Origin of the sequence: Lysobacter sp. 2RAF19 (genome assembly GCF_052115395.1) — a bacterium.
Taxonomy (GTDB): Bacteria; Pseudomonadota; Gammaproteobacteria; order Xanthomonadales; family Xanthomonadaceae; genus Noviluteimonas.
In genome coordinates, this window is the sequence record NZ_JBFRGO010000001.1 from 1,308,555 (window position 1) to 1,328,580 (window position 20,026).

Annotated in this window: 19 protein-coding genes; 6 read left to right on the forward strand and 13 right to left on the reverse strand. The window is 66.8% G+C overall.

The window, feature by feature from the left end; all coding sequences use genetic code 11:
* The first annotated feature begins 55 nt into the window (after window positions 1–55).
* Entirely contained in the window at window positions 56–2,875 is a 2,820-nt protein-coding gene (locus AB4059_RS06400) for a hybrid sensor histidine kinase/response regulator (RefSeq protein ID WP_498977614.1), read from the forward strand.
* Window positions 2,876–2,887: 12 nt separating this feature from the next.
* On the opposite strand, the gene AB4059_RS06405 is transcribed toward AB4059_RS06400, so the two are convergent.
* From AB4059_RS06405 to AB4059_RS06430, 6 genes are all read right to left on the reverse strand, one after another.
* Window positions 2,888–3,865: a histone deacetylase family protein gene (locus AB4059_RS06405; RefSeq protein WP_498977616.1), complete on the reverse strand. Its 978-nt coding sequence runs from the start codon at window positions 3,863–3,865 to the stop codon at window positions 2,888–2,890.
* Window positions 3,866–3,906: 41 nt separating this feature from the next.
* On the reverse strand, window positions 3,907–4,785 hold the full coding sequence (ppk2, locus tag AB4059_RS06410; protein WP_498977618.1) for a polyphosphate kinase 2: 879 nt from the start codon (window positions 4,783–4,785) through the stop codon (window positions 3,907–3,909).
* The gene (locus tag AB4059_RS06415; RefSeq protein ID WP_498977620.1) at window positions 4,782–6,431 is read right to left on the reverse strand and encodes a SulP family inorganic anion transporter; all 1,650 of its coding nucleotides are present in this window, start codon (window positions 6,429–6,431) and stop codon (window positions 4,782–4,784) included. The genes ppk2 and AB4059_RS06415 overlap by 4 nt, the downstream gene beginning before the upstream one ends.
* 7 nt (window positions 6,432–6,438) lie before the next feature.
* On the reverse strand, window positions 6,439–6,717 hold the full coding sequence (locus AB4059_RS06420) for a hypothetical protein (protein WP_498977622.1): 279 nt from the start codon (window positions 6,715–6,717) through the stop codon (window positions 6,439–6,441).
* Between the two features lie 103 nt (window positions 6,718–6,820).
* Entirely contained in the window at window positions 6,821–7,183 is a 363-nt protein-coding gene (locus AB4059_RS06425; protein ID WP_498977624.1) for a hypothetical protein, read from the reverse strand.
* A gap of 2 nt (window positions 7,184–7,185) precedes the next feature.
* Window positions 7,186–7,902 carry a CHAD domain-containing protein gene (locus AB4059_RS06430; RefSeq protein WP_498977626.1) on the reverse strand — a complete coding sequence of 239 codons (717 nt, stop codon included), beginning with the start codon at window positions 7,900–7,902 and terminating at the stop codon, window positions 7,186–7,188.
* A gap of 133 nt (window positions 7,903–8,035) precedes the next feature.
* Here AB4059_RS06430 and AB4059_RS06435 point away from each other — a divergent pair, with 133 nt between their 5' ends.
* The 3 genes from AB4059_RS06435 (at window position 8,036) to AB4059_RS06445 (ending at window position 11,092) form a co-directional block, all read left to right on the forward strand.
* On the forward strand, window positions 8,036–8,491 hold the full coding sequence (locus AB4059_RS06435) for a hypothetical protein (protein ID WP_498977628.1): 456 nt from the start codon (window positions 8,036–8,038) through the stop codon (window positions 8,489–8,491).
* Window positions 8,492–8,561: 70 nt separating this feature from the next.
* Window positions 8,562–9,470, forward strand: coding sequence for an alpha/beta hydrolase family protein (locus tag AB4059_RS06440; protein ID WP_498977630.1), 909 nt, complete (start codon window positions 8,562–8,564; stop codon window positions 9,468–9,470).
* Between the two features lie 8 nt (window positions 9,471–9,478).
* Window positions 9,479–11,092 (forward strand): bifunctional AfsR/SARP family transcriptional regulator/alpha/beta hydrolase, encoded by a 1,614-nt coding sequence (locus AB4059_RS06445; RefSeq protein WP_498977632.1) that lies wholly within the window; start codon window positions 9,479–9,481, stop codon window positions 11,090–11,092.
* Here the strand turns inward: AB4059_RS06445 and msrA are convergent.
* From msrA to msrB, 3 genes are read right to left on the reverse strand one after another with little or no spacing between them, the layout of a single operon-like run.
* Window positions 11,079–11,807: a peptide-methionine (S)-S-oxide reductase MsrA gene (gene msrA, locus AB4059_RS06450; protein ID WP_498977634.1), complete on the reverse strand. Its 729-nt coding sequence runs from the start codon at window positions 11,805–11,807 to the stop codon at window positions 11,079–11,081. The genes AB4059_RS06445 and msrA overlap by 14 nt on opposite strands.
* Window positions 11,808–11,840: 33 nt before the next feature.
* Window positions 11,841–13,613, reverse strand: a complete 1,773-nt coding sequence (locus tag AB4059_RS06455; protein ID WP_498977636.1) for a cytochrome c biogenesis protein DipZ — start codon at window positions 13,611–13,613, stop codon at window positions 11,841–11,843.
* A 24-nt stretch (window positions 13,614–13,637) separates the two neighbouring features.
* Window positions 13,638–14,117, reverse strand: a complete 480-nt coding sequence (msrB, locus tag AB4059_RS06460; RefSeq protein WP_498977638.1) for a peptide-methionine (R)-S-oxide reductase MsrB — start codon at window positions 14,115–14,117, stop codon at window positions 13,638–13,640.
* A 165-nt stretch (window positions 14,118–14,282) separates the two neighbouring features.
* Here msrB and AB4059_RS06465 point away from each other — a divergent pair, with 165 nt between their 5' ends.
* Both AB4059_RS06465 and AB4059_RS06470 read left to right on the forward strand, forming a co-directional pair.
* Entirely contained in the window at window positions 14,283–15,596 is a 1,314-nt protein-coding gene (locus AB4059_RS06465; protein ID WP_498977640.1) for an NRAMP family divalent metal transporter, read from the forward strand.
* 26 nt (window positions 15,597–15,622) lie between these two features.
* Window positions 15,623–16,069, forward strand: a complete 447-nt coding sequence (locus tag AB4059_RS06470) for an ion channel (RefSeq protein ID WP_498977642.1) — start codon at window positions 15,623–15,625, stop codon at window positions 16,067–16,069.
* A 25-nt stretch (window positions 16,070–16,094) separates the two neighbouring features.
* On the opposite strand, the gene AB4059_RS06475 is transcribed toward AB4059_RS06470, so the two are convergent.
* The 4 genes from AB4059_RS06475 to AB4059_RS06490 are packed head-to-tail and all read right to left on the reverse strand — an operon-like array spanning window position 16,095 to window position 19,995.
* Entirely contained in the window at window positions 16,095–17,618 is a 1,524-nt protein-coding gene (locus tag AB4059_RS06475) for a S41 family peptidase (protein WP_498977644.1), read from the reverse strand.
* A gap of 30 nt (window positions 17,619–17,648) precedes the next feature.
* The gene (locus AB4059_RS06480; protein WP_498977646.1) at window positions 17,649–18,194 is read right to left on the reverse strand and encodes a lipocalin family protein; all 546 of its coding nucleotides are present in this window, start codon (window positions 18,192–18,194) and stop codon (window positions 17,649–17,651) included.
* Entirely contained in the window at window positions 18,191–19,273 is a 1,083-nt protein-coding gene (locus AB4059_RS06485) for an SAM-dependent methyltransferase (RefSeq protein ID WP_498977648.1), read from the reverse strand. Before AB4059_RS06485 ends, AB4059_RS06480 begins: the two co-directional genes overlap by 4 nt.
* A complete protein-coding gene (locus AB4059_RS06490) occupies window positions 19,270–19,995 on the reverse strand; it encodes a DUF1295 domain-containing protein (RefSeq protein ID WP_498977875.1) in 726 nt (241 codons plus the stop codon). The genes AB4059_RS06485 and AB4059_RS06490 overlap by 4 nt, the downstream gene beginning before the upstream one ends.
* Between the last annotated feature and the right edge of the window lie 31 nt (window positions 19,996–20,026).

Here is a 20,026-nt window from a genome sequence, read left to right on the forward strand (position 1 = left end):
AAGGAAAACACTCCCGGGACCTTCATAATCGGGCGTGCCCGACGCGACCCAAGCCATGAACGCCCATTCGAACCTGCGCTTCCTCGACGCACCGGGGTCAGTCGCAGCCTTGATGCGCGACCACGATTGGAGCCGCTCGCCGCTCGGACCGCCCGATCGCTGGCCGCAATCGCTGCGCAGCGTCGTGAGCCTGATGCTGCGGTCGGAGTTCCCGATGTTCGTGGCCTGGGGGCCGGCGCTCGGGTTTCTCTACAACGATGCCTACGCCGAAGTGCTCGGCGCCAAGCATCCCTTCGCGCTCGGGCGGCCGTTCGAGGAAATCTGGTCGGAAATCTGGGACGACGTCGGCCCGCTGGCGCACCGGGCGCTGGCCGGTGAATCGGTGTACATGGAAAACCTGCCGCTGATGATGCGGCGCAAGGGCTACGACGAATCGACGTGGTTCACGTTCTCCTACTCCCCGGTCATCGACGAGAAGGGCGATGTCGCCGGCATGTTCTGCACCTGCACGGAGACCACCGCGGGCGTCACCGCCGAGCGCACGCGCGTCGCGCAGATGCAGCGGCTGATGTCCCTCTTCGAACAGGCGCCGGGCTTCGTCGCGGTCACGCGCGGGCACGACCATGTGTACGAGATCGCGAATCCGGCCTACCTGGAGTTCGTCGGGAAGGAGCGCATCGTCGGCATGTCGGTGCGCACCGCGCTGCCGGAACTGGACCAGAAGTTCATCGACCAGCTCACGCAGGTCTTCGAGACCGGGCAGCCGTATATCGGGCGCCGCATTCCCGTCGGCCTGCGTCGCGGGCACGAGGGCGACATCGAAGACCGCATCGTCGACTTCGTGTTCCAGCCCATCGTCGACGACCACGGACGGGTCGACGGCATCTTCATCCAGGGCACCGACATGACCGACCACGCCCTCGCCGAACGCCAGGTGGAAACCGAACGCCTGCGCCTGGATGCGGTCGTGGAATCCCTGCCCTCCGGTGTCGCGCTCGCCAGTCCCGAAGGCGTGATCACGCGCGTGAACGCAGCCAATCGCGAGCTATGGGGCATGCAGCCGACGACCGGTGCGCTGTCTGCCTATCGCACGCGCCAGGGTTGGTGGGCAGACGACTCCGCGCGCCGAGGGGAAGCCCTGGACGACGAGGACTGGGCGCTGGCACGCGCGCTGCGGGGCGAAGTCGTGCGCGGCGACATCGTGGAGATCGCCCCGTTCGACGACCATCCGCGGCGCACCGTGCTGATGCAGGCGCGGCCTGTTCGCCTGGAGGGCGGCAGCCTGGCCGGCGCGGTGGTCGTGCAGACCGACATCAGCGACCGCGTGCGCGCCGAAACGGATTTGCGCGCGAGCGAAGCGCGCTTCCGCACGATGACCAATGCGATGCCGCAGATGGTGTGGTCGGCGTTGCCCGATGGTTACAACGACTATTACAACCAGCAGTGGTACGACTTCACCGGCCTGGTCGCGGGGAAGTCGGAGGGCGATCGATGGGCCGACGTGCTGCATCCCGACGATCTGGAACGCGCCTGGTCGCGTTGGCGCCGCAGCCTGGACTCGGGCGAGGATTACGAAGTCCAGATTCGCCTCCGCCATCACTCCGGCAGTTACCGCTGGGTGCTGGCGCGTGCGGTCCCGGTGCGCGGCGACGACGGCACGATCCTGCACTGGCTCGGCACGGCCACCGACATCCACGAACAACGCGTCGCACAGGAATCCCTGGAGCGCAGCGAACGCGCCCTGCGCGACGCCGACCAGCGCAAGGACGAATTCCTCGCGATGCTCGCGCATGAACTGCGCAATCCGCTGGCGCCCATCGGCACGGCGTCGCAGTTGTTGATGTTGTCCTCCGACCCGACGCGCGTGCGCGCCGCGGGCGAAGTCATCGCGCGACAGGTGCGGCACATGACCGAGCTGGTCGACGACCTGCTCGATGTCTCGCGCGTCACGCGGGGCCTGGTCCACCTGGACATGGAAACGGTCGACCTGAAGTCGATCGTGACCAGCGCGATCGAACAAGTGCGCGCGCTCATCGACGCGCGCGGCCACGCCCTGCGCACGCGCCTGCCGGCGGGCCGCATGTGGGTGAACGGCGATCGCACGCGCCTGGTGCAGATCCTCGCCAACCTGTTGAACAACGCCGCCAAGTACACGCCCGAAGGCGGCGAGATCCATTTGGTCGCCGACGTGGTGCAAGACCAGGTGCGCGTTTGCATCCGCGACAACGGGCAAGGCATCGAGCCGGGTTTGCTGCCGAAGATCTTCGATCTGTTCACGCAGGCCGATCGTTCACCCGATCGCACGCAGGGCGGGCTCGGTATCGGCTTGGCGCTCGTGCGGAGCCTGGTGGTGTTGCACGGTGGTTCGATCACGGCCGACAGCAAAGGCAGGAATCAGGGCGCGGCCTTCACCGTCTCCCTGCCGCAGGCGCAACCGCCGGTGTTCGAAGCCCATCGCCCGATCGATCCGGCGACGCACGCGGGTGTCGGGTTGGACGTCGTGGTCGTCGACGACAACGTCGACGCAGCGGAAACCCTGCAAGTGCTGCTGCAGGCGATGGGACATCGCGCACGCGTCTTCCATCGCGCGCGCGATGCCTACGAATCGATCGTGGCGCAGCCGCCGGACGTGGCCTTCCTCGACATCGGGCTGCCCGACATCACCGGGCACGAACTCGCGCGCAGCATCCGCGAACGCCTCGGCCCACGCACCGGCGTGCTCGCGGCGCTGTCGGGTTACGGGCAACCGCAGGACCACGCGGCCTCGCGCGAGGCCGGGCTCGACTTCCACCTGGTCAAGCCCATCGACCACGTGATGATGATGGACGTGCTGGCGCGGGCGACCGAATTGGCTGGCGCGCAGAAACGCGCGTAAGGCGAGCGGCGCTCAGGCGAACGGCGACAGGACGGCGGCCACGTTCTCGCCGATCTGCGCAACCGCGTAGCCGCCTTCCTGCACCAGCACCGTCGGCAGTCCGAGCGCCGCGATCTGCGCGCCAAGGCGCGGGAAATCCGCGGCGCCCAGACGGAACTGGCTGATCGGATCGTCTTCGAAAATATCGACGCCGAGCGAGACGACGAGCGCTTGCGGTGCGAAGTCGCGCACATGCCCGAGCGCACGTTCCAGCGTGGCGCCGTAAGCGGCCCAGTCGGTTCCGCGCGGCAACGGGAAGTTGAAGTTGCAGCCCTCGCCCGCGCCTGCACCACGCTCGTCGGCATGCCCGAGGAAATACGGGTACTCGGTATTGGGATCGCCGTGGAGCGACACGAACAGCACGTCGCCGCGCTCCCAGAAGATGTCCTGCGTGCCGTTGCCGTGGTGATAGTCCACGTCGAGCACCGCCACCTTTGCCAGCCCCGCATCACGCAGGCGCTGCGCCGCCAGCGCGGCGTTGTTGAGGAAGCAATACCCACCGAACATGCCGCGCCCTGCGTGATGGCCGGGCGGACGGCAAAGCGCGTAGGCACTGCGATCGCCTGCGGCCACCAGGTCGGCCGCCGTCAGCGCGCAATGCGCCGCCGCGCGCGCCGCCTCCCACGTGCCGGCGACGATCGGGCTGCCCGAATCGAAGGCGTAGTAGCCAAGGCGACCGTGCAAGCCCGTCGGCACCCGGTCGCGACGCATGCCGCGCGCGGGAAACGCGCCCGGCAACAGGAATCCGTCGCGACCTTCGGCTTGCCATTCGTCGTACGCGCCGCGCAGGAATGCCAGGTAGTCGGCGTCGTGGACGCCTTCCAGGACCGCATCGTCGTAATCCCGCGGGCCCTCCACCGACCATCCGGCGTGCGCGATCGCCGCCAGGATGTGGTCGACGCGGCTGGGCATCTCGAACGACGGCACCAGCTTGCCGCGATGCAGCTCCATGCCGCCGTCGTGCAGCGCATGGAGCGGGGAATGGATGCACCTCAATACCGCTCCTCCACGTACTTGTAGGGGTACTTGGGATCGACGTAGCCGTGCGGCTTCTGCCGCTTCGGGAACTTGATCTTCTCACGCGGCAGGTCTTCGTAGTGCACGTGGTCGAGCAGGTGGCGGATGATGTTGAGGCGCGCGCGGCGCTTGTCGTCGGTGCGCGCGACGTACCACGGCGCCTGGCCGCTGTCGGTGGCGGTGAACATCTCGTCGCGCGCGCGCGAGTAGTCGTACCAGCGGCTGAAGGATTTCATGTCCATCGGCGACAGCTTCCAGATCTTGCGCGCATCCTCCGCACGATCCTTCAATCGCTTGGTCTGCTCTTCTTCGCTCACCTCGAGCCAGTATTTGAGCAACTGCACGCCGGAGTGGACGATCGCCAATTCCACCATCGGCACCATCGCCAGGAACTGCTGCACGTGGGCTTCGTCGGTGAATCCCATCACGCGCTCCACGCCCGCGCGGTTGTACCAGCTGCGATCGAAGATCACGATCTCGCCCGCGGCCGGCAGGTGCTTGATGTAACGCTGCAGGTACATCTGCGATTTCTCGCGCTCGGTGGGCGCGGGCAGCGCGACCACGCGGAACACGCGCGGGCTGACGCGGTCGGTGATCGCCTTGATCGTGCCACCCTTGCCCGCGCCATCGCGGCCTTCGAACAGGATGCAGATCTTCAGGCCCTTGGCGACGACCCAGCGCTGCAGTTTCACGAGCTCCACGTGCAACTTGTCGAGCTCTTCCTCGTACTCCTTCGCTTTCATCTTGCCGGGCGGCGCGGCGCCCTCGCCTTCGGCGACGGCTGCGTGCTTCGCCGCAGCGCGCGGCGGTCTCGCGACTTTTTTCGTCGCGCTCTTTTTCGTGGTGCGTGTCATGGGGATGACTCCGTTACGGTTGCCATCGGCGGCTGCAACGCCTGCACCGCCATTTCGAGATTGAAGAACATGCGCCCCTGGCCCAGCGTTTCGTCCAGCGGGGAACGGCGCACCATCGCGAGCGCCTCCGGCAGCAGGCCGACGAGCACGACCTGGATGCCCGCCTCGCGCATGCGCCGCTCCCCTGCGATCAGCGCCTGCAGTGCCGAGTACTCGATGTCGAACACGCCCGACATGTCGATCGCGACGACCTTCGGGTGGTACTCCGCGACCAGGGCCTGGAAGCGCTCGGCAAGGCGATCGGTGTTGAGGAAGAACAGCCGTCCCTCGGGCCGCAGCAACAACAGGTCCGGGAAGGTTTCGTCATCGGGATGCTCCGGGGAAATCGGCCGGAACACATTGGTCCCGCGCTTGCGCCGCAGCACATGCAGGCGCGGATTCGTCGCCTGCTGGCTCAGCGCGACGAGCGAGACGATGATCGCGACGATGATGCCCTTCAGCGTGCCGAGCAGCATCACGCCTGCGAAAGCCACCAGCGCCCAGATGAATTCGACGCGGCGGATGCGCAGGATGTCGCGGAAGTCTTCCAGCTTGAACAGGCCGACCGAGTACACGATCACCAGGCCCGCGAGCGTGGCCTGCGGCATGCGCGCGATCAGCGGCGCGAGCCACAGCATCGTGACCAGCGCCGTGGCTGCGGTGACCAGGCCGGCGGCTTGCGAGGACGCGCCCGCGCGCCGGTTTACCGCGGTCTGCGACATGCCACCGCCCGCAGGCATCGCACCGAAGAACGCGCCGACGGCGTTGCCCGCGCCGGTCGCGATCAACTCGCGATCGGGCCGCGGCGATGGTTCGTCCTGTCCCTGGAATGCGCGCGCGACGGCGATGGTCTCGGTGAAACTCATCAACGCGATGCCCAGTGCCGCCGGCCACAGCGCCTGCACCAGGTGCAGGTCGGGCATCGTGAGGTGCGGCAGGCCGCCGGGAATCGCGCCCACCAGGTCGATGCCGAAACGCTCCCACGCGAACAACGCGGAACAGGCGATGGCCAGCGCGACCGCGATCAGGGGCGCGGGCCATCGGGGCCTGACGTGTTCGAGCGTCGTCAGCAACACGATGGTGCCCAGTCCGACCGCGAGCGTCGGCCACGACACGTGCCCCAACCCGCGCACGATCTGCCCGATGTTGTGCACGAAGCCCGCCTTCTCGAAATGCAGGCCGAGCAACTTGGGCACCTGGTCCACGATGATCACCACCGCGATGCCCGCCTTGAACCCCACCAGCACGGGCGTGGAGATGAAGCTCGCGACGAAGCCCAGGCGTAGCACGGCTGCAAGCATCAAGGCCACGCCGACGAGCAAAGCCAATGTCGCCGTCGCGGCGAGCAGTTGCGAGGGATCGCCATCGGGCACGACCTGCGACAACTCCGCGCCGGTGAGGATCGCGATGGTGGTGGTCGTGCTGACCGACAAGGGCCGCGACGTACCGAGGAAGGCATACACCGCCATCGGCACCAGGACGGTGTACAGACCCACTTCCACCGGGAGCCCGGCGATGGTCGCGTAGGCCATCGCTTTCGGAATGACCACCGCCGCCGTCACCAACCCGGCGACGACGTCCTCGCGCAACCTGAGACCGGCGAACATGCGCGCCTCACGCGCCCTTCTGTTCGTTTTCGAGCGCCTTGCGCATGATCTGCCCGTACAGGTCGATCAGTCGACCCGCGAGCGAATGCAGTTCCGGATGCTGCACGACGAAACTCGTGCTGCGATTGGCGTCCTCGAGCATCTGCTTGAGGAAGGCGATGTCTTCCTCGCGCAGGCGCTCGCCCTGATCCATGCGTTTGTCCAGCGCCAACGCGCGCGGCAGGCGCTGCTCGATCAGGCGGTCGATCAGGGCCTGGCTGGTGGCAGCATCCAACTTGTCGGACATGCCGACCCTCCGGAGTTCGGCCCTGTCGTGCAATGGCAACACTCGGCCGCGGGGGAATCCATTGGACTTCGGGCCAACTCGCCTGGCTCGGCAGTGGCGGCGTTTAGCTTTCCAGCCACGCGACGGCCGCGCGGTGGCTGTTGAAGCGTCGCACCGGGTAGCCGATGTCCTTGGCGATCGATTCGGTGGGGACGGCGTGGAACTCCGGCGGATTCACCAGCGCGACGCGACACCGTTGCAGGTAGGGCTCGCTGCGCAAGCGCGCTTCCAGGGCCTGGAACGTCGCGGGGGACGGCGCATGCACCCAGGCCTTCGAGTAGTCGACCAGGATGCCCGTCAGGCCATGTTCGACGAGCAGCGGGAACACGGCCTCCATGACGTCGATGCGGTCCTGGAAACTGACGGGGCCACGAAAGATGATTTCGAGTCGTCCCTGCGCCTCGAGGATGCGGATGTCCCGTTCCACGATCAGCGACCCCTGCCCGCTGCGTCGCGCGTCGGGTCGGCCAGGCGACGCAGGAGCTTTTGCAGGACCGCTTCGTCATGGCGCTGGCCGAGCCGATCGCCGAGCTTCTGCAATGACCGTGTTTTGGATTCGACGGAATGCTTCGTCGCCTTCTTCGCCACGTCCGGCGCGAATTGCGCGAGCGCTTCGAGCTGCATGCGCAACCTGCGCACACGACGACGCCAACGGTGGAGGTTCTGCATCGACGGATCGGCTTTCGCACGCCGCCTGGCCTGGTCGACACGCCGTCGACTGCGCTTGAGCGCCGATCGCAGGTCCGCGGCGTTCAGCGTCTGCCATGGCAGGGCCGCCAGCGCGCGTGCAACGCGCTCAACGCGCGCGCGGCGCAACTGGAATCCGGGATCTGTCACGAGCGCGCGCTGGATCAACACGTCACGCCGGCGACGCAGGCAAACGACGACCGGCGACCATGCTTCCTTCGCGCCCTGCTTGCCCAGGCGCTGCGCGGTGAGGACCGCGACGTGCGCATCGCGTAGCGCGGAAAGACTGTCGCCGACACGCTTCAGGACGTGGTCGCTGCCTTCCACGTCCACGAATGCCAGCAGCGAAAGCAAGGCGCGCAGGCGCCGAATCGCCTTGCGCGCACTGTGGATCGAGGTGTGCACGCGACGTTGCGACGAGAGCGTGCGCAGGAGCGACCGACACGACTTCATGGCCATGGCCCGTGCTGCATTGCCGAGATCCGGGGAATTGCTGGGTGGCATCTTGGACCGCGGCGGCTCGCCTGCCTCGGCGGTGGGAGGGCGAAGTTCCTAGAATACGCCGCCGACCGATTCGAAGGACCACCACCCCATGCCTCCGCGCCGACATGCCGCCTTCGTCGTCTTGCTCGCGCTCTGCGGCTGTGTCTCCCGCGGCGAGGCGCTCGGCACCGGGAACGCCCCTCCGCAAATGCTGGTCGGTGACTTCGTCGACGACTACGGCATCACGTATCGCATCTCCGCGCAGGACTGGCATCAACGACCCGGCACACACTATCGCGTGGTCGCATGGCATCCGGATGCGCGCTACCTGGTCGCGCAAAACGATGCGGGCAACGCGAGCGACGCCGGCCTGTGGACGCGCATCGACTGGGTCGCCCTGCCCGGCATGCCACCGTACGCGTGGGGGTTTTGCCTGAGCGCCTACAACGCACCCACGCAAGCCGACGCGGAGCGCACCACCGTCGCGCGTCGCGATGCACCGAAGACCGGTTGCAATGGCTTCCCGTTTTCGCGGATGCGGCGCGTGGGCGCAGGCGGGGACTGAAGGCGCCAGCGGACGATCAGCGGACGCGCGATGACTACGCTCGCGGCTCCTCATCCAACGGGAGCCGACCATGGCGATCTTCGATTCCATCCGCACCTTGTTCGCCGATGACGATCCGGCACCGACCGTCGTCCTCTTCAATCATTCCCGGCCGCGCGCGCGCGGTCCGGTGTTCGTCTGCCTGCCGGCGATGGGGGTTGCCGCAAGTTTCTACACGCCATTCGCCGAAGCGCTCGCGCAAGCGGCGGGCGGCGTGGCGGTGCTGGCCGATCTGCGCGGACAGGGCGACAGTGCGGCGCTGGCACGACATGGCGCGCGATTCGGTTATCGGGAGATCGTCGAGCAAGACCTCCCGTCGTTGATCCGTGCGATCGCCGCGCAGTTTCCGGGTCGGCCCATTTATCTGGTCGGCCATAGCCTGGGCGGTCAACTCGGCAGTCTCGCCGCCGTCCATGCATCGCGCGCCCTCGCAGGTTTGATCTTGGTGGCGAGCGGCACCGCGCACCATCGCGCGTGGCCGGACGCCCTGCGTTTGCGCGCGCGCGTCACGGTGCAGGCCGTGCGAATGGCGGCTGCGTTGCTGCCCTGGTATCCGGGCCGACTGCTGGGCTTCGGCGGCGATCAGCCGCGTCGATTGATGGCCGATTGGAGCGACAACGCCCGCACCGGCCGGTATCGCTTCGCCGGCAGTAGAATCGATTACGAGGAGGCGATGCATGACCTCGTGTTGCCCGTGTTGTCGGTCGAACTTCGCGGCGATCCCGTGGCGCCGACGGGCGCGATGACCGAACTGCTCGCCAAGCTCGCCTCCTGCGCGATCGACCGTCGGCAGATCGACGGCGTTACCGCCGACGCGCCGTGGCGGCGCCACTTTTCCTGGGCGCGCAGCCCGGACGCGGTGGTCGCTGAAATCATCGACTGGCTGTGCGCGCAATCGCGCCGAGCGCATGTCGAACGTCGCGAACGGGCCGCTGCATGAGCGTTGAGGTGACCTCCCCTCTCGCACTTCGCGTGCTCGGGCCGGTGCGGCTCGAGCATGCCTCGGGCGCGTTCGAGCCGGGCGCGCGGCGCGAGCAGGCAGTCCTCGCGTTGCTTGCCGCCGAAGCGCGCCCGATGAGTCGCGCGCGCCTGTCTGCCCTGCTCTGGCCCGACGCCGACGAGGCGGACGCACGCGGGCGCATGCGGCGTTTGTTGCATGCGCTGTCGAGCCACGTGGGACACGACACGCTTGTCACCGATCGTCAAACCGTCGCGCTCGCCGACGACGCGCGCGCCGCCACCGACCTGGCTGCGCTGCGTCGCGCGCTTGCGGAAGGCTTGTACCGCGCGACCGAAGATCCGAGCGAGGAACGCCTGGCCGCCCTCGAACACGCGGCGCACCTGGCCGCCGCCGAGTTCGCGGAAGGTCTGGCGCTCGACGAATGCGACGAGTTGTCGGCGTGGCTGGAACGCCAGCGCGAATCGCTGCGCCAGGCACGCGCGCAGGCGCTGGCGCAGCTCGTTGCGCAGCTCGAAGGTACGCGGCAATACGAGCGCGCGCTCTACCATGCCCAGGATCTGGTCGCGATCGATCCGCTGAACGAAGCGGCGCAGCGCCGGCTCATCCGCCTGTACGCCGAAGTCGGACAGCCACACGCAGCGCTGCAACAGTTCGAGCGCTGCCGGCAACTGCTGCACGACGAGCTCGGTGTCGCGCCGGAAGCGGCGACGCTTCAAGTCGTCGATGAAATCCGTGCGCGCGACGCCGGCTCGACGATGCGTCTCGACAACACGCCAACGCCGGCGACCGTGCGGTTCACGCGCAGCGGCGATACGCATCTTGCCTATCAGGTCATCGGCGATGGCCCACGCGATGTGCTCTTCATCAGCGGCTTCGTCTCGAACCTGGAGCAGGCCTGGGAACCCGGCGGGCCCGCGGATTTCTTCCGCGAACTCGCGCGCGACTTTCGACTCATCCTTTACGACCGGCGCGGTGTCGGTCTTTCGGACCGCACGGTCGATCCCTCCGATACGTCGGTGAGCAGCGCCGATGCGTTGTCGGTCCTCGACGCCGTTGGCAGCAAACGTGCGCTGGTGTTCGCCGTGTCGGAGGGCGGGCCGATCGCGATTCGCCTTGCAGTGGAGCATCACGAGCGCGTCGCGGGGCTCGCGCTTTGGGCAACGCTCGCGCGCGGCACCGCCACGCACGACTATCCGTGGGCGTTGACTGCGCAGCAATACGCGCGTTGGCTCGATGCACTGGTCGCGCAATGGGGGCGGCCGGCCGACATCGAGACCTTCGCGCCCGAATACGCAAACGATCCGCTGCTGCAGCGCTGGTGGGCGCGCATGCTGCGCCTGGGTTCCAGCCCGCGCTGCATGCGCGCGGTGCTGCGCACGCTCGCGCTGAGCGACGTGCGCGATTTACTGCCGCAGGTGCGCGTGCCGACGCTGGTGATGCATCGCACCGGCGACCGCGCCGTGCGCGTCGGCGCCGGCCGCCAGGTTGCGAACGCGATTCCCGGCGCGCAGTGGCTCGAACTGCCCGGGACCGCGCATTGGTGGTGGCTCGGCGAGACGGCGCCGATCCTCGACGCGATCAAACGTTTCATCGCTGCGTAAGCAGCACCGGCGTTGCGCGGTACAGCGCCGGGTAAGTCGCCTTCAACGCCGTCAGTTTCGGCGCATCCCAGTAGCGGATGTAGCCGGCCTGCGGATTCAGCGCCATGTAATCCTGGTGGTAGGCCTCCGCCGGATAGAAGGGCCGCGCCGGCTGCACCTGCGTGACGATGGGTGCGTGGAAGATGTTGGCCTTTTGAAGTTGCGCGATGTAGGCAGTGGTGTCCTGCAGTTGGGTGCGCGTCGTCGTGTAGATGGCGGACCGATATTGCGTGCCGTGGTCGGGGCCCTGGTAGTTGCGTTCGGTCGGGTCGTGCACGACGGAGAAGAACACCTGCATCAGCTGCGGGTAGGACACCTGCGACGGGTCGTAGGTGACCTGCACCGCTTCGGCATGGCCCGTCAGGCCGGTCGAGACGATCGCGTAATGCGCCGACGCCGCGTCGCCGCCGATGTAGCCGGACACCGCGCGCTGCACGCCCTTGACGTGCTGGAACACGCCCTGCACGCCCCAGAAGCAACCGCCGGCGAAGACGACGGTTTCCGAACGCGCCATTGCGGAAGGCTTGGCGGCGGTTGTTTCGACGAACGCCGGCACCTGAATCGACTGGACCGCGGCCACCGCGGGATTCCGGATCGTCGACAGGCCGCCCAACAACAATCCGACGACACCGAGCGCCACCGCGCCGGCCACGATTTTTTCTGTTGCAACGTGCATCGGAACTCCTTGCGCGACGGATGTCGCGACGCGTCAGCCGAAGGTGAAGGCGTAGGCGCGAACGCCGGGGTCGAGGAAGCGGATCTCGAAGGTGTGTTCGCGCACCGTCGTGCGTTGCCGCACCAACTGGTAGAGGCGATGACCGTCGACCACGCCTGCGCCCGAGGCATCGATGTCGTCGCCGTGGTCGCCGCCGGGCGGCTTGCCGTCGATGCGCACCTGGAAACGCACCGGCTTGCCCTGATTGCCGGGCGCGAGCACCAGATGCAGGTCGCGTGCGTGGAAGCGATAGACGATGTCGCCGTTCGGCGATGCCAGGCGCGCATCTTCTTCGCCGACGTTCCACTCGCCCTTCAAGGCCCAGTGGTTGAGCGACACGTCGGGGGTGGCGTCGTAACGCTTGACGCGGTCCTTCTCCACGCCGCCGACCGACACGAAATTCTCCGCGCGCGCGTACCCGATGTAGGTTTCGGGCGACTTGAGCTGCGCCAGGTCGGCATCGGCCTCCACGCCCTTCGTCGGGGCTCGCTGCGCGACCATCTCGGGCAGCGCGCGCTTCCCCGCTTCGCTCAACAGCGTGCGGATGATCTGCTCGGACTGCGCGTACTCGCCTTCGCCGAAGTGATGGGCGCGAACGCGTCCCTGCGCGTCGATGAAGTAATGCGCCGGCCAATACTGGTTGTCGAAGCCGCGCCAGATCGCATAGCCGTTGTCGACGGCGACCGGATAGGTAATGCCCAGATCCTTCACCGCCTTGCGCACGTTGCCGAGGTCGCGCTCGAAGGCGAACTCCGGCGCATGGACGCCGATCACCACCAGGCCGGCGTCGCGATACTTGTCGGCCCACGCGCGCACGTGCGGCAAGGTGCGCAGGCAATTGATGCAGGAGTACGTCCAGAAGTCGATCAACACCACTTTGCCGCGCAGCGATGCGGCGGTGAGCGGCGCGGAATTCAACCACGCCGTCGCGCCCTCCAGCGCAGGCAAGGTGCCTTCGACGGGCAAAGCCTGCGCCGCGCCCGATTTGGCGGCCATCATCATCATGCTCGGGGCCGCTTCCGCGCGCGCCTGCGATGGGTGCAGGCGGTCGAGCAGGTGTTGCTCGATGCGCCCGGTGCTGGCGATGGAAAGCTTGGTGAGCAGGCCCGTGTCGGCGCCCGTCGCGATGGCGACCACCGCGACCAACATCGCCATGCCCAGCCCACGGCGCACCCATTCGCCGGCGCCCATGGAGCGCTTGAGCGCATCGAACACGCGCCCGCCGACGAGCAACGCGATCGCAAGCGAAGTCGCGGCGCCGAGGCCGTAGGCCAACAACAATCCGGTTGTGCCGACATTCGCGCCCTGCAACGCGGCGCCGGTGAGTACGAGTCCGAGGATCGGGCCCGCGCACGGTGCCCAAAGCAAACCGGTCGCGATACCGAGCAGCAGCGAAGCGCCGAAACCCGCACCGCCGCCGTGCCCGTTGGCCGCATCGACCGACGTGCTCAGCTTCCCGCCCAACCATTGGAAGGGCTTGCCGATTTGCAGCGCCAGGCTGGGCCACAGCAACGCCAGCGCGAAGGCCGCCATCAACACGAGTGCGATCCAACGCCCGACATGGTTGGCCTGCACCACCCACTCACTGCCGACCGCGGCGAACGTGGCGACGACGGCGAACGTCGCGGCCATACCGATCAGCAGCGGGAGCGCGCTGCGCGCGAAGGGTTGGTCGGACCGTGCGAAGACGAACGGAAGGACCGGCAGGATGCACGGGCTGACGATCGTCAGCGCGCCGCCGAGATAAGCGAGGATGAGCAGAAGCATTCGGAAATCCTGTGAGGAAGGCGGTCAGCCCGCCATGAACGTCAACGCCACGCCGTTCATGCAGTAACGCAAGCAGGTGGGTTTCGGACCGTCGTCGAAAACGTGGCCCAGGTGGCCGCCGCAGCGCCGGCAATGCACCTCGGTGCGCGGAATGCCGAGCAGGGTGTCCACGTCCTCGCCGACCGCGTTGGCCAGCGGTTGCCAGAAACTCGGCCAGCCCGTGCCGCTGTCGAACTTGGTGGCCGAGGAGAACAACGGCAAGGCACAGCCCGCGCAGGCAAACGTGCCTTTGCGATGCTCGTCGTTCAGCGGACTCGAAAACGGCCGCTCGGTCGCCGCCTCCCGGAGCACCGCGTATTGGGCAGCCGTCAGGCGCTGATGCCACTGCGCGTCGCTGAGCATGATTTCGAATCGCTTGCGACCGGCCGCAGCCGCAGGACGCTGCGCATCGCAGGCCCCCAGCCCGAGCACACATCCGGCCAGCGCCAGGCCGCCGGCGACCATCACTTTCCGTCGGGAGAATTTGTTCATGCATCCAGATACGGATGCCGACGCCCGGCGGATTCAGCGTCGGTCACTCGGGCTGCTTCCGCCAGACTGTCGGGTGGGCGACACCGTTTTTGATCTACGTCAACTTCCGCCGAACTGGGCCGGCGCATGGTGGGTCGAATGCGAATCGATGCACGCGGCCATGTCGTTGCTCACCATCGCCGCGGGATCGCGCTGCGGTTCGCCCGGTTTCGCGCCGATGGACTCGGAGCGTTTGCGGCATTCCTCGCAGTGCTCGGCCCAGGGTTGCTGGCCGGCCTGTCGGACGACGATCCGGCCGGAATCACCACATACTCCCTGCTTGGCACCGACCACGGCTATCGGTTGCTGTGGATCATCCCCGCATCGACCGTACTGCTCGTCCAGTTTCACCAGATGGCGATGCGAATTGGAGCGGCAACGGGCAAAGGATTCGTCGGCGTCATTCGCGATCGTTGGGGACACAGATGGGCTTACGCCGCAGTGGCTGGGCTGGTGTTCGCGAACTTCGGGACCATTTGCGCGGAGTACGCAGGCATATCCGCCGCATGTTCTCTCGTCGGAATCCCGACGTGGATCAGTGCGCCCGGCTCCGCGATTCTGATATCGCTCGTCGTCGTGCTGGGGTCATTCCATCACGTCGAGCGCGTGCTCTTGGTCGTGTCAGCCACATTGGGCCTCTACCTGATCGATGGAATTCTTGCACGACCGGATTGGCCGCAGGTGTTCCACTACGCAATCGTGCCGCACATGCCCGTCGACGCCGTCGGCTGGATTGCTGTCGCCGCAACGCTGGGCACCACACTCGCACCCTGGGGCCTTGCGTTCATTCAGTCGTACGCCGTAGACAAGAAGATCACGCTCGCCGAGTTGCGTTGGGAGCGATACGACGTCGTCATCGGTTCACTGCTCACGGGCATCATCGGGCTGGCCATCGCAGTCGCATGCGCCTCCACGCTGCACCGCGCGGGCGTGCACATCAACGATGCGCGCGATGCCGCCGCTGCTCTGCGGCCGCTGGCCGGTTCTTTCGCGACCGTGCTCTTCGGGGTCGGATTGTTGGGCGCGGCACTCCTGGCAGCGGCAATCGTCCCGCTGGCAACCGCGTATTCAATTGCCGAGGGTGTTGGGTCCCCGGCATCGCTGGATCTTGACACGCGACACTTCCGGATCTTCTACGCCGCTTTCGTGATACTGACTGCGGCGGCGGCAAGCATCGTTTCGCTGCCCGATTTGCCGCTCATCCCACTCATTTACACCAGCCAAGTCGTGAATGCCGTGATGCTGCCGCTGCACGTCATCGCCCTTCAATTGCTGGCGCGCGACCCGATCCTCATGGGCGATGCCCGATCCGGAACCGGCTCGGTACTCGCGGGTTGGACAAGCATCGGACTCATTGTCGGATGCATCATTGCACTTGCATGGAGTTGGGGACGAACGGCACCGCCCGGATAGACCAGGAACGATTTTGGAGAGCAGCCATGGCGCCCACCTTGCACGTCAATCTGTTCGTCGTGCTGGTCACCGTACTCGCGGTCGGCATGACCGTGGGATTGCATTACGAGGGACTCAATTGGCTCGCGCGACGCCTGACAAGACAAGGGCAGGCGCGACGTCGTCGCGTCCTCTACGGAGTTATCGGTGCGTTGCTGTTGCACATCGCAGAGATCTGGATATTCGGGGGTGCGTATTGGATCTGCCTCGGTCTTCCAGGCGCCGGCGGCGTCACGGGCGCCAAAGGCACCGGATTTCTCGATACCGTCTACCTGTCGGCAATGACGTTCTCGACCGTTGGATTCGGAGACGTCTCGCCCTACGGGGCCATTCGCTTCATCGCCGGCACCGAAGCCGTCCTCGGGTTATTCCTGATCGCTTGGTCGGCGACCTTCACGTACTACGAAATGGCGCAAAACTGGAGGGCGCAATGAAGACTCGCGCTCTGGGCCCGGTCCGCTACGGCGAGATGCCGCGGGCAACTTCCATCCGAACCCGGTTCAGCTCCGCATCCTGCCCTTCGACGATGTCCTGCGGGGTTGTCGTCACTTCGATATCGGGCTCAAGGCCCGCGTCCGGCGCGCCTTCCACGAATCGTGCGATGAGCGGAAGATCAAGCTCGATCTTCGAATTCGGCAAGCGAAGGAAGAAAAAAGCACCGCCGTTGATACCGCGCTGGTTTCCGCCGGTCGTTCGCCCGACAAGCGTCGCGAGGCGGGTCCGCTTGAGCACCTCGGCAAACTGGAACGTTGCGGAGCTGTTGTCTGGCCCGACCAGGACGAAAACGCGGCCGGCATAGCGTGGAGAAGCCGGCTCGATCCGCCGGACTCCCGTGTTGCCATGATCGTCGAGCAACACAAAGAAGCGATCGTCTCGGCGCACCGCATCGCTCCCCCAGTCCCGGAAGGCGGGATCCCACGTATCGAGCACGGGCAGGAGCGCATCGGGAACCTTGCGGTATCGCACCAGTCGAGGCGGCTCCTGCAGCGTCATCGGTGACGAGATCAGATGCGGAAGTATCTGGTCTCCGACATCCAGCCCACCCTCGTTCCCACGCAGGTCGATCACCAGGACGTTGGTTCCGCGCCGCGCCAACTCGGCGAAACTCTCGTCGATGAACGCACGCCAATCCCATTTGTCGTCGTACAAGGCCCATGTGGGCATGCGCAAGACCGCCAGCTCGGCGTCTGTCGTGTCGAGCGACCACCCCGCATGCGCATCGTTCTCGCGACGTTGGGCCAGACGCTTGGCGTATGTCAGCGTCTCCACTTCCATTGTTCTCCGCTCACCGCGCGGCGTGCGCATGGTCAGCGTTCGTTTCCCGCCAGTCGCCGGGAAGTACAGGGACAGGTAGATATCGAACGTTTCGTAACGCTCCCTGCCCTGCACTTCCAGTATCGCCAGGCGTTTGCCGTCGTTGGCCCCGTCCGCGCGTGCAATGCGCAGGAGTTTCGCCAGCACCCTGGATACGGGAACGCCATCGATCGCCAATACTTCCGATCCGCGTGGAACCACCTGATTCCGACTCAGGTCCCGTGTCACATACATGCGACGTCCTACCCAGCGGAACTCGAAGGGCACGCGATCATCCCCTTCAAGCAATGCGTGCTGGATGGATTCGGGCTGATTGGTGGGGTTGAGATAGGTATGCCCGCACCGAATTGTCGCGGCGAACTCGGAGAATGCGATGAAGGCCTGGCGCAAATCACCCGCCCGATCCAGCGCCCGATGGAGATCGCGCACCCGGGAATCGAACTGCGCCGGCGTGTTGTACCGATACAGACCCGGATGAAGCCGCTTGTAGGCAGCAACGAGCACGTCGGCATCCGACTGCAGCGCCGCGCGATCCACCTTCGGCGCAGAACCAGATTCGGCCGCCCAACCGGTCCGGGGGATAGCGCCGAGCAGCGCGGCCCCGATGGCGACGGAAAAGACGAGCCGCGCAAACCCCGCTGCCTTCCTGTTACGGGAGGTCCCTACCATCGAGACATGCACACATCACCTCGCTTCATTTCAGGGGTGTCCTGCAGTCCCCGATCCCGCCGACTGGGGCACCATCCGCACCTTTGAAACGTCGTATCCGAGCGTTGCAATGCGCACCAGGCTGGCGCGCAATTCGGCGTCGGGCAACCGCGGCGTGCGCGCCATGAGCCAGACGTAGTCGCGCTTGCTCCTGCCAACGATGGTGCGCGAGTAGTCCGGTGCGAGGTCCACGATCACGTACTCCGCCTGGATGGGCCACGTGAACTGCATGCCCCACACGGCATTGTGGGTGCCGGGGACAACCGTGCCCACCGGCTCCATTACTTCCAGCGGTGCGGCGAAACTCCCCTTGCGGAACCGAAACGTCGTGCGGATGCGACCGGCGTCGTCGAGCCGATACGACTCGACCGCATCGAAGGCGTCGCGCTCGGGACGCGAAGGAATGTGGGCGATGACGTACCAATCGCCCATGAAACGTTCCAGGTCGACGTCCGCCACGGGCTTGATGGTCGGGCGGCCCACTGCGCAGGCAGCGACGGTGGCTGCCAGGGCGGCGAGTGCGAGCCGGGTCTTCATGTGGCCTCCTTCACGAAACGGTGGTGCGCGACCATCCACGCGCGGCCTCCTTCGAAGCCGAACAACTCCGCGCACGCCATCCAGAACATGCGCCAGCGCTGGAACCATAGTGGCGCAGCGGAGCCGTACGCTTCGCGCAGGATGGCCATCGCCTGGTGCGCGTTCGCATCCTGGTTGGCGAGCCACTGATCGGCGGTGCGACGATAGTGCGTGCCATCGACGAGCCACCTCGCCTCCGCACGCAATGCGCCCTGGAACCAGAGCAGCGTGTCGGCCGCCGGCATCACCCCGCCGGTGAAGAAATGCCGCCCCATCCAATCGTCCTGGCCGTTCGTCTCGAACGGATAGACAAGCGTGCGGTGGCAGAAGATGTGCACGAACAATTTTCCGCCGGGCCGCAGCCAACCCGCGATGCGGTCCATCAGCGCCGCATGGTTGCGGATGTGTTCGAACATCTCCACCGACACGCAGCGATCGAACGCCTCCGCGTCCAGCGCCAGGCGGTTGACGTCGCAGGTGATCACGCGGACGTTGTCGATGCCGCGCGCGCGGCAGCGCGCTTCGATGAAGGCCCGTTGCGCCGGTGCGTTCGACACCGCGGTGATGCGGGCACCCGGAAAGCGTTCGGCCAGCCACAACGTCAGCGAGCCCCAACCGCACCCGAGTTCCAGGATGTCCTGCCCGTCGCGCAACTGCGCGCGCTCGGCGTACAGGGCCAGCATCGCCTCTTCGGCCTGCGCCAGCGTTTCGGCGCCGGTGGGATACAGGCAGGCTGAATACTTCAGGCGCGGCCCAAGGCACAGCGCGAAGAACGCCGGCGGCAGCTCGTAATGCTGGCGATTGGCCGCATCGACGTGGATGGCGATCGGGCTGTCGCGCAAGGCGGCCAGCACCTCCGCGGCGCGGAACGACGCGCCCGTTGGATCGCGGGCGTACTCCTCGCGCAGGCGCTGCGCGCACAGGCGGCGGATGCCGTGTCGCAACAGCGCGTCGGGGATCCATCCACGCTCGGCCCATCCGACCAAACCCTTGGCGGGACCGTCGCCAGCGCACTGCGCCGCATCGATGGTGGCGTTCATCGCTCCTCCTTGGGAAACCACGGGAACAACATCGGTGTGGTGCGCTGGTAACGCGCGTAGTCCACCCCGCGCGTGCGCAAGGCCTGTGCCTCGGTAAAGGGAATGCCGCTGATCCAGCGCAGGAACACGTACATCACCAACGGGCCGCACCACGCGAGCCAACCGATCGGCGAGCCGATCGCCAGCAGCACGTAGGCCCACCAGTGCACCCACTCGAAGAAGTAGTTCGGATGGCGCGAATAACGCCACAGCCCGTCGCGGCAGGTCGTGCCGCGCGTGTCGGGCCTCGCGCGGAAGCGTGCCAGTTGCCTGTCCGCGATCGCCTCGCCCGCCACCGCCAGCAGCCACGTCGCCACGCCCGCGACGAACCACGCATTCCACGACGCGACGGGATTGGCGGCCACGGCCAGGAACGGCAACGCAAACAACGCCACCAGCAGTGCCTGCGACTGGAACAGCGCCAGCCACTTCCAGGGCGCATCGCCCCAGCGCTTGCGCAACTGCGCGTAGCGTCCGTCTTCGGCTTCGCCGCGCACGCGGCGCCACAGGTGCCCGCCCAACCGCAGGCCCCACGCGCCGCCGAGTACCGCGAGCAGCACGCGCGGCAAGATCGCGCCGTCGCCCGTCGCGGCCACCAGCACGGCCGCGCCGCCCACGCCGAAGGACCACACCACATCCACGATGCCGGCGTTGCGCGTGCGGCGTTGCCGGGCCCACGCCATGCCCTGACAGACCGCCGCCACGGCCCACACG

Bases quoted from the DNA above. Each gene is read 5' to 3' on its own strand.
- AB4059_RS06475 (WP_498977644.1), bottom strand. From the start codon at position 17,618: ATGGTAGGGACCTCCCGTAACAGGAAGGCAGCGGGGTTTGCGCGGCTC.
- msrA (WP_498977634.1), bottom strand. From the start codon at position 11,807: ATGCACGTTGCAACAGAAAAAATCGTGGCCGGCGCGGTGGCGCTCGGT.
- AB4059_RS06430 (WP_498977626.1), bottom strand. From the start codon at position 7,902: ATGGCCATGAAGTCGTGTCGGTCGCTCCTGCGCACGCTCTCGTCGCAA.
- AB4059_RS06440 (WP_498977630.1), top strand. From the start codon at position 8,562: ATGGCGATCTTCGATTCCATCCGCACCTTGTTCGCCGATGACGATCCG.
- AB4059_RS06465 (WP_498977640.1), top strand. From the start codon at position 14,283: ATGCGAATCGATGCACGCGGCCATGTCGTTGCTCACCATCGCCGCGGG.
- AB4059_RS06470 (WP_498977642.1), top strand. From the start codon at position 15,623: ATGGCGCCCACCTTGCACGTCAATCTGTTCGTCGTGCTGGTCACCGTA.
- AB4059_RS06415 (WP_498977620.1), bottom strand. From the start codon at position 6,431: ATGTTCGCCGGTCTCAGGTTGCGCGAGGACGTCGTCGCCGGGTTGGTG.
- AB4059_RS06480 (WP_498977646.1), bottom strand. From the start codon at position 18,194: ATGAAGACCCGGCTCGCACTCGCCGCCCTGGCAGCCACCGTCGCTGCC.
- AB4059_RS06405 (WP_498977616.1), bottom strand. From the start codon at position 3,865: ATGGAGCTGCATCGCGGCAAGCTGGTGCCGTCGTTCGAGATGCCCAGC.
- AB4059_RS06400 (WP_498977614.1), top strand. From the start codon at position 56: ATGAACGCCCATTCGAACCTGCGCTTCCTCGACGCACCGGGGTCAGTC.
- AB4059_RS06490 (WP_498977875.1), bottom strand. From the start codon at position 19,995: ATGGCGTGGGCCCGGCAACGCCGCACGCGCAACGCCGGCATCGTGGAT.
- AB4059_RS06485 (WP_498977648.1), bottom strand. From the start codon at position 19,273: ATGAACGCCACCATCGATGCGGCGCAGTGCGCTGGCGACGGTCCCGCC.
- msrB (WP_498977638.1), bottom strand. From the start codon at position 14,117: ATGGTCGCCGGCGGCCTGGCGCTGGCCGGATGTGTGCTCGGGCTGGGG.
- ppk2 (WP_498977618.1), bottom strand. From the start codon at position 4,785: ATGACACGCACCACGAAAAAGAGCGCGACGAAAAAAGTCGCGAGACCG.
- AB4059_RS06420 (WP_498977622.1), bottom strand. From the start codon at position 6,717: ATGTCCGACAAGTTGGATGCTGCCACCAGCCAGGCCCTGATCGACCGC.
- AB4059_RS06455 (WP_498977636.1), bottom strand. From the start codon at position 13,613: ATGCTTCTGCTCATCCTCGCTTATCTCGGCGGCGCGCTGACGATCGTC.
- AB4059_RS06435 (WP_498977628.1), top strand. From the start codon at position 8,036: ATGCCTCCGCGCCGACATGCCGCCTTCGTCGTCTTGCTCGCGCTCTGC.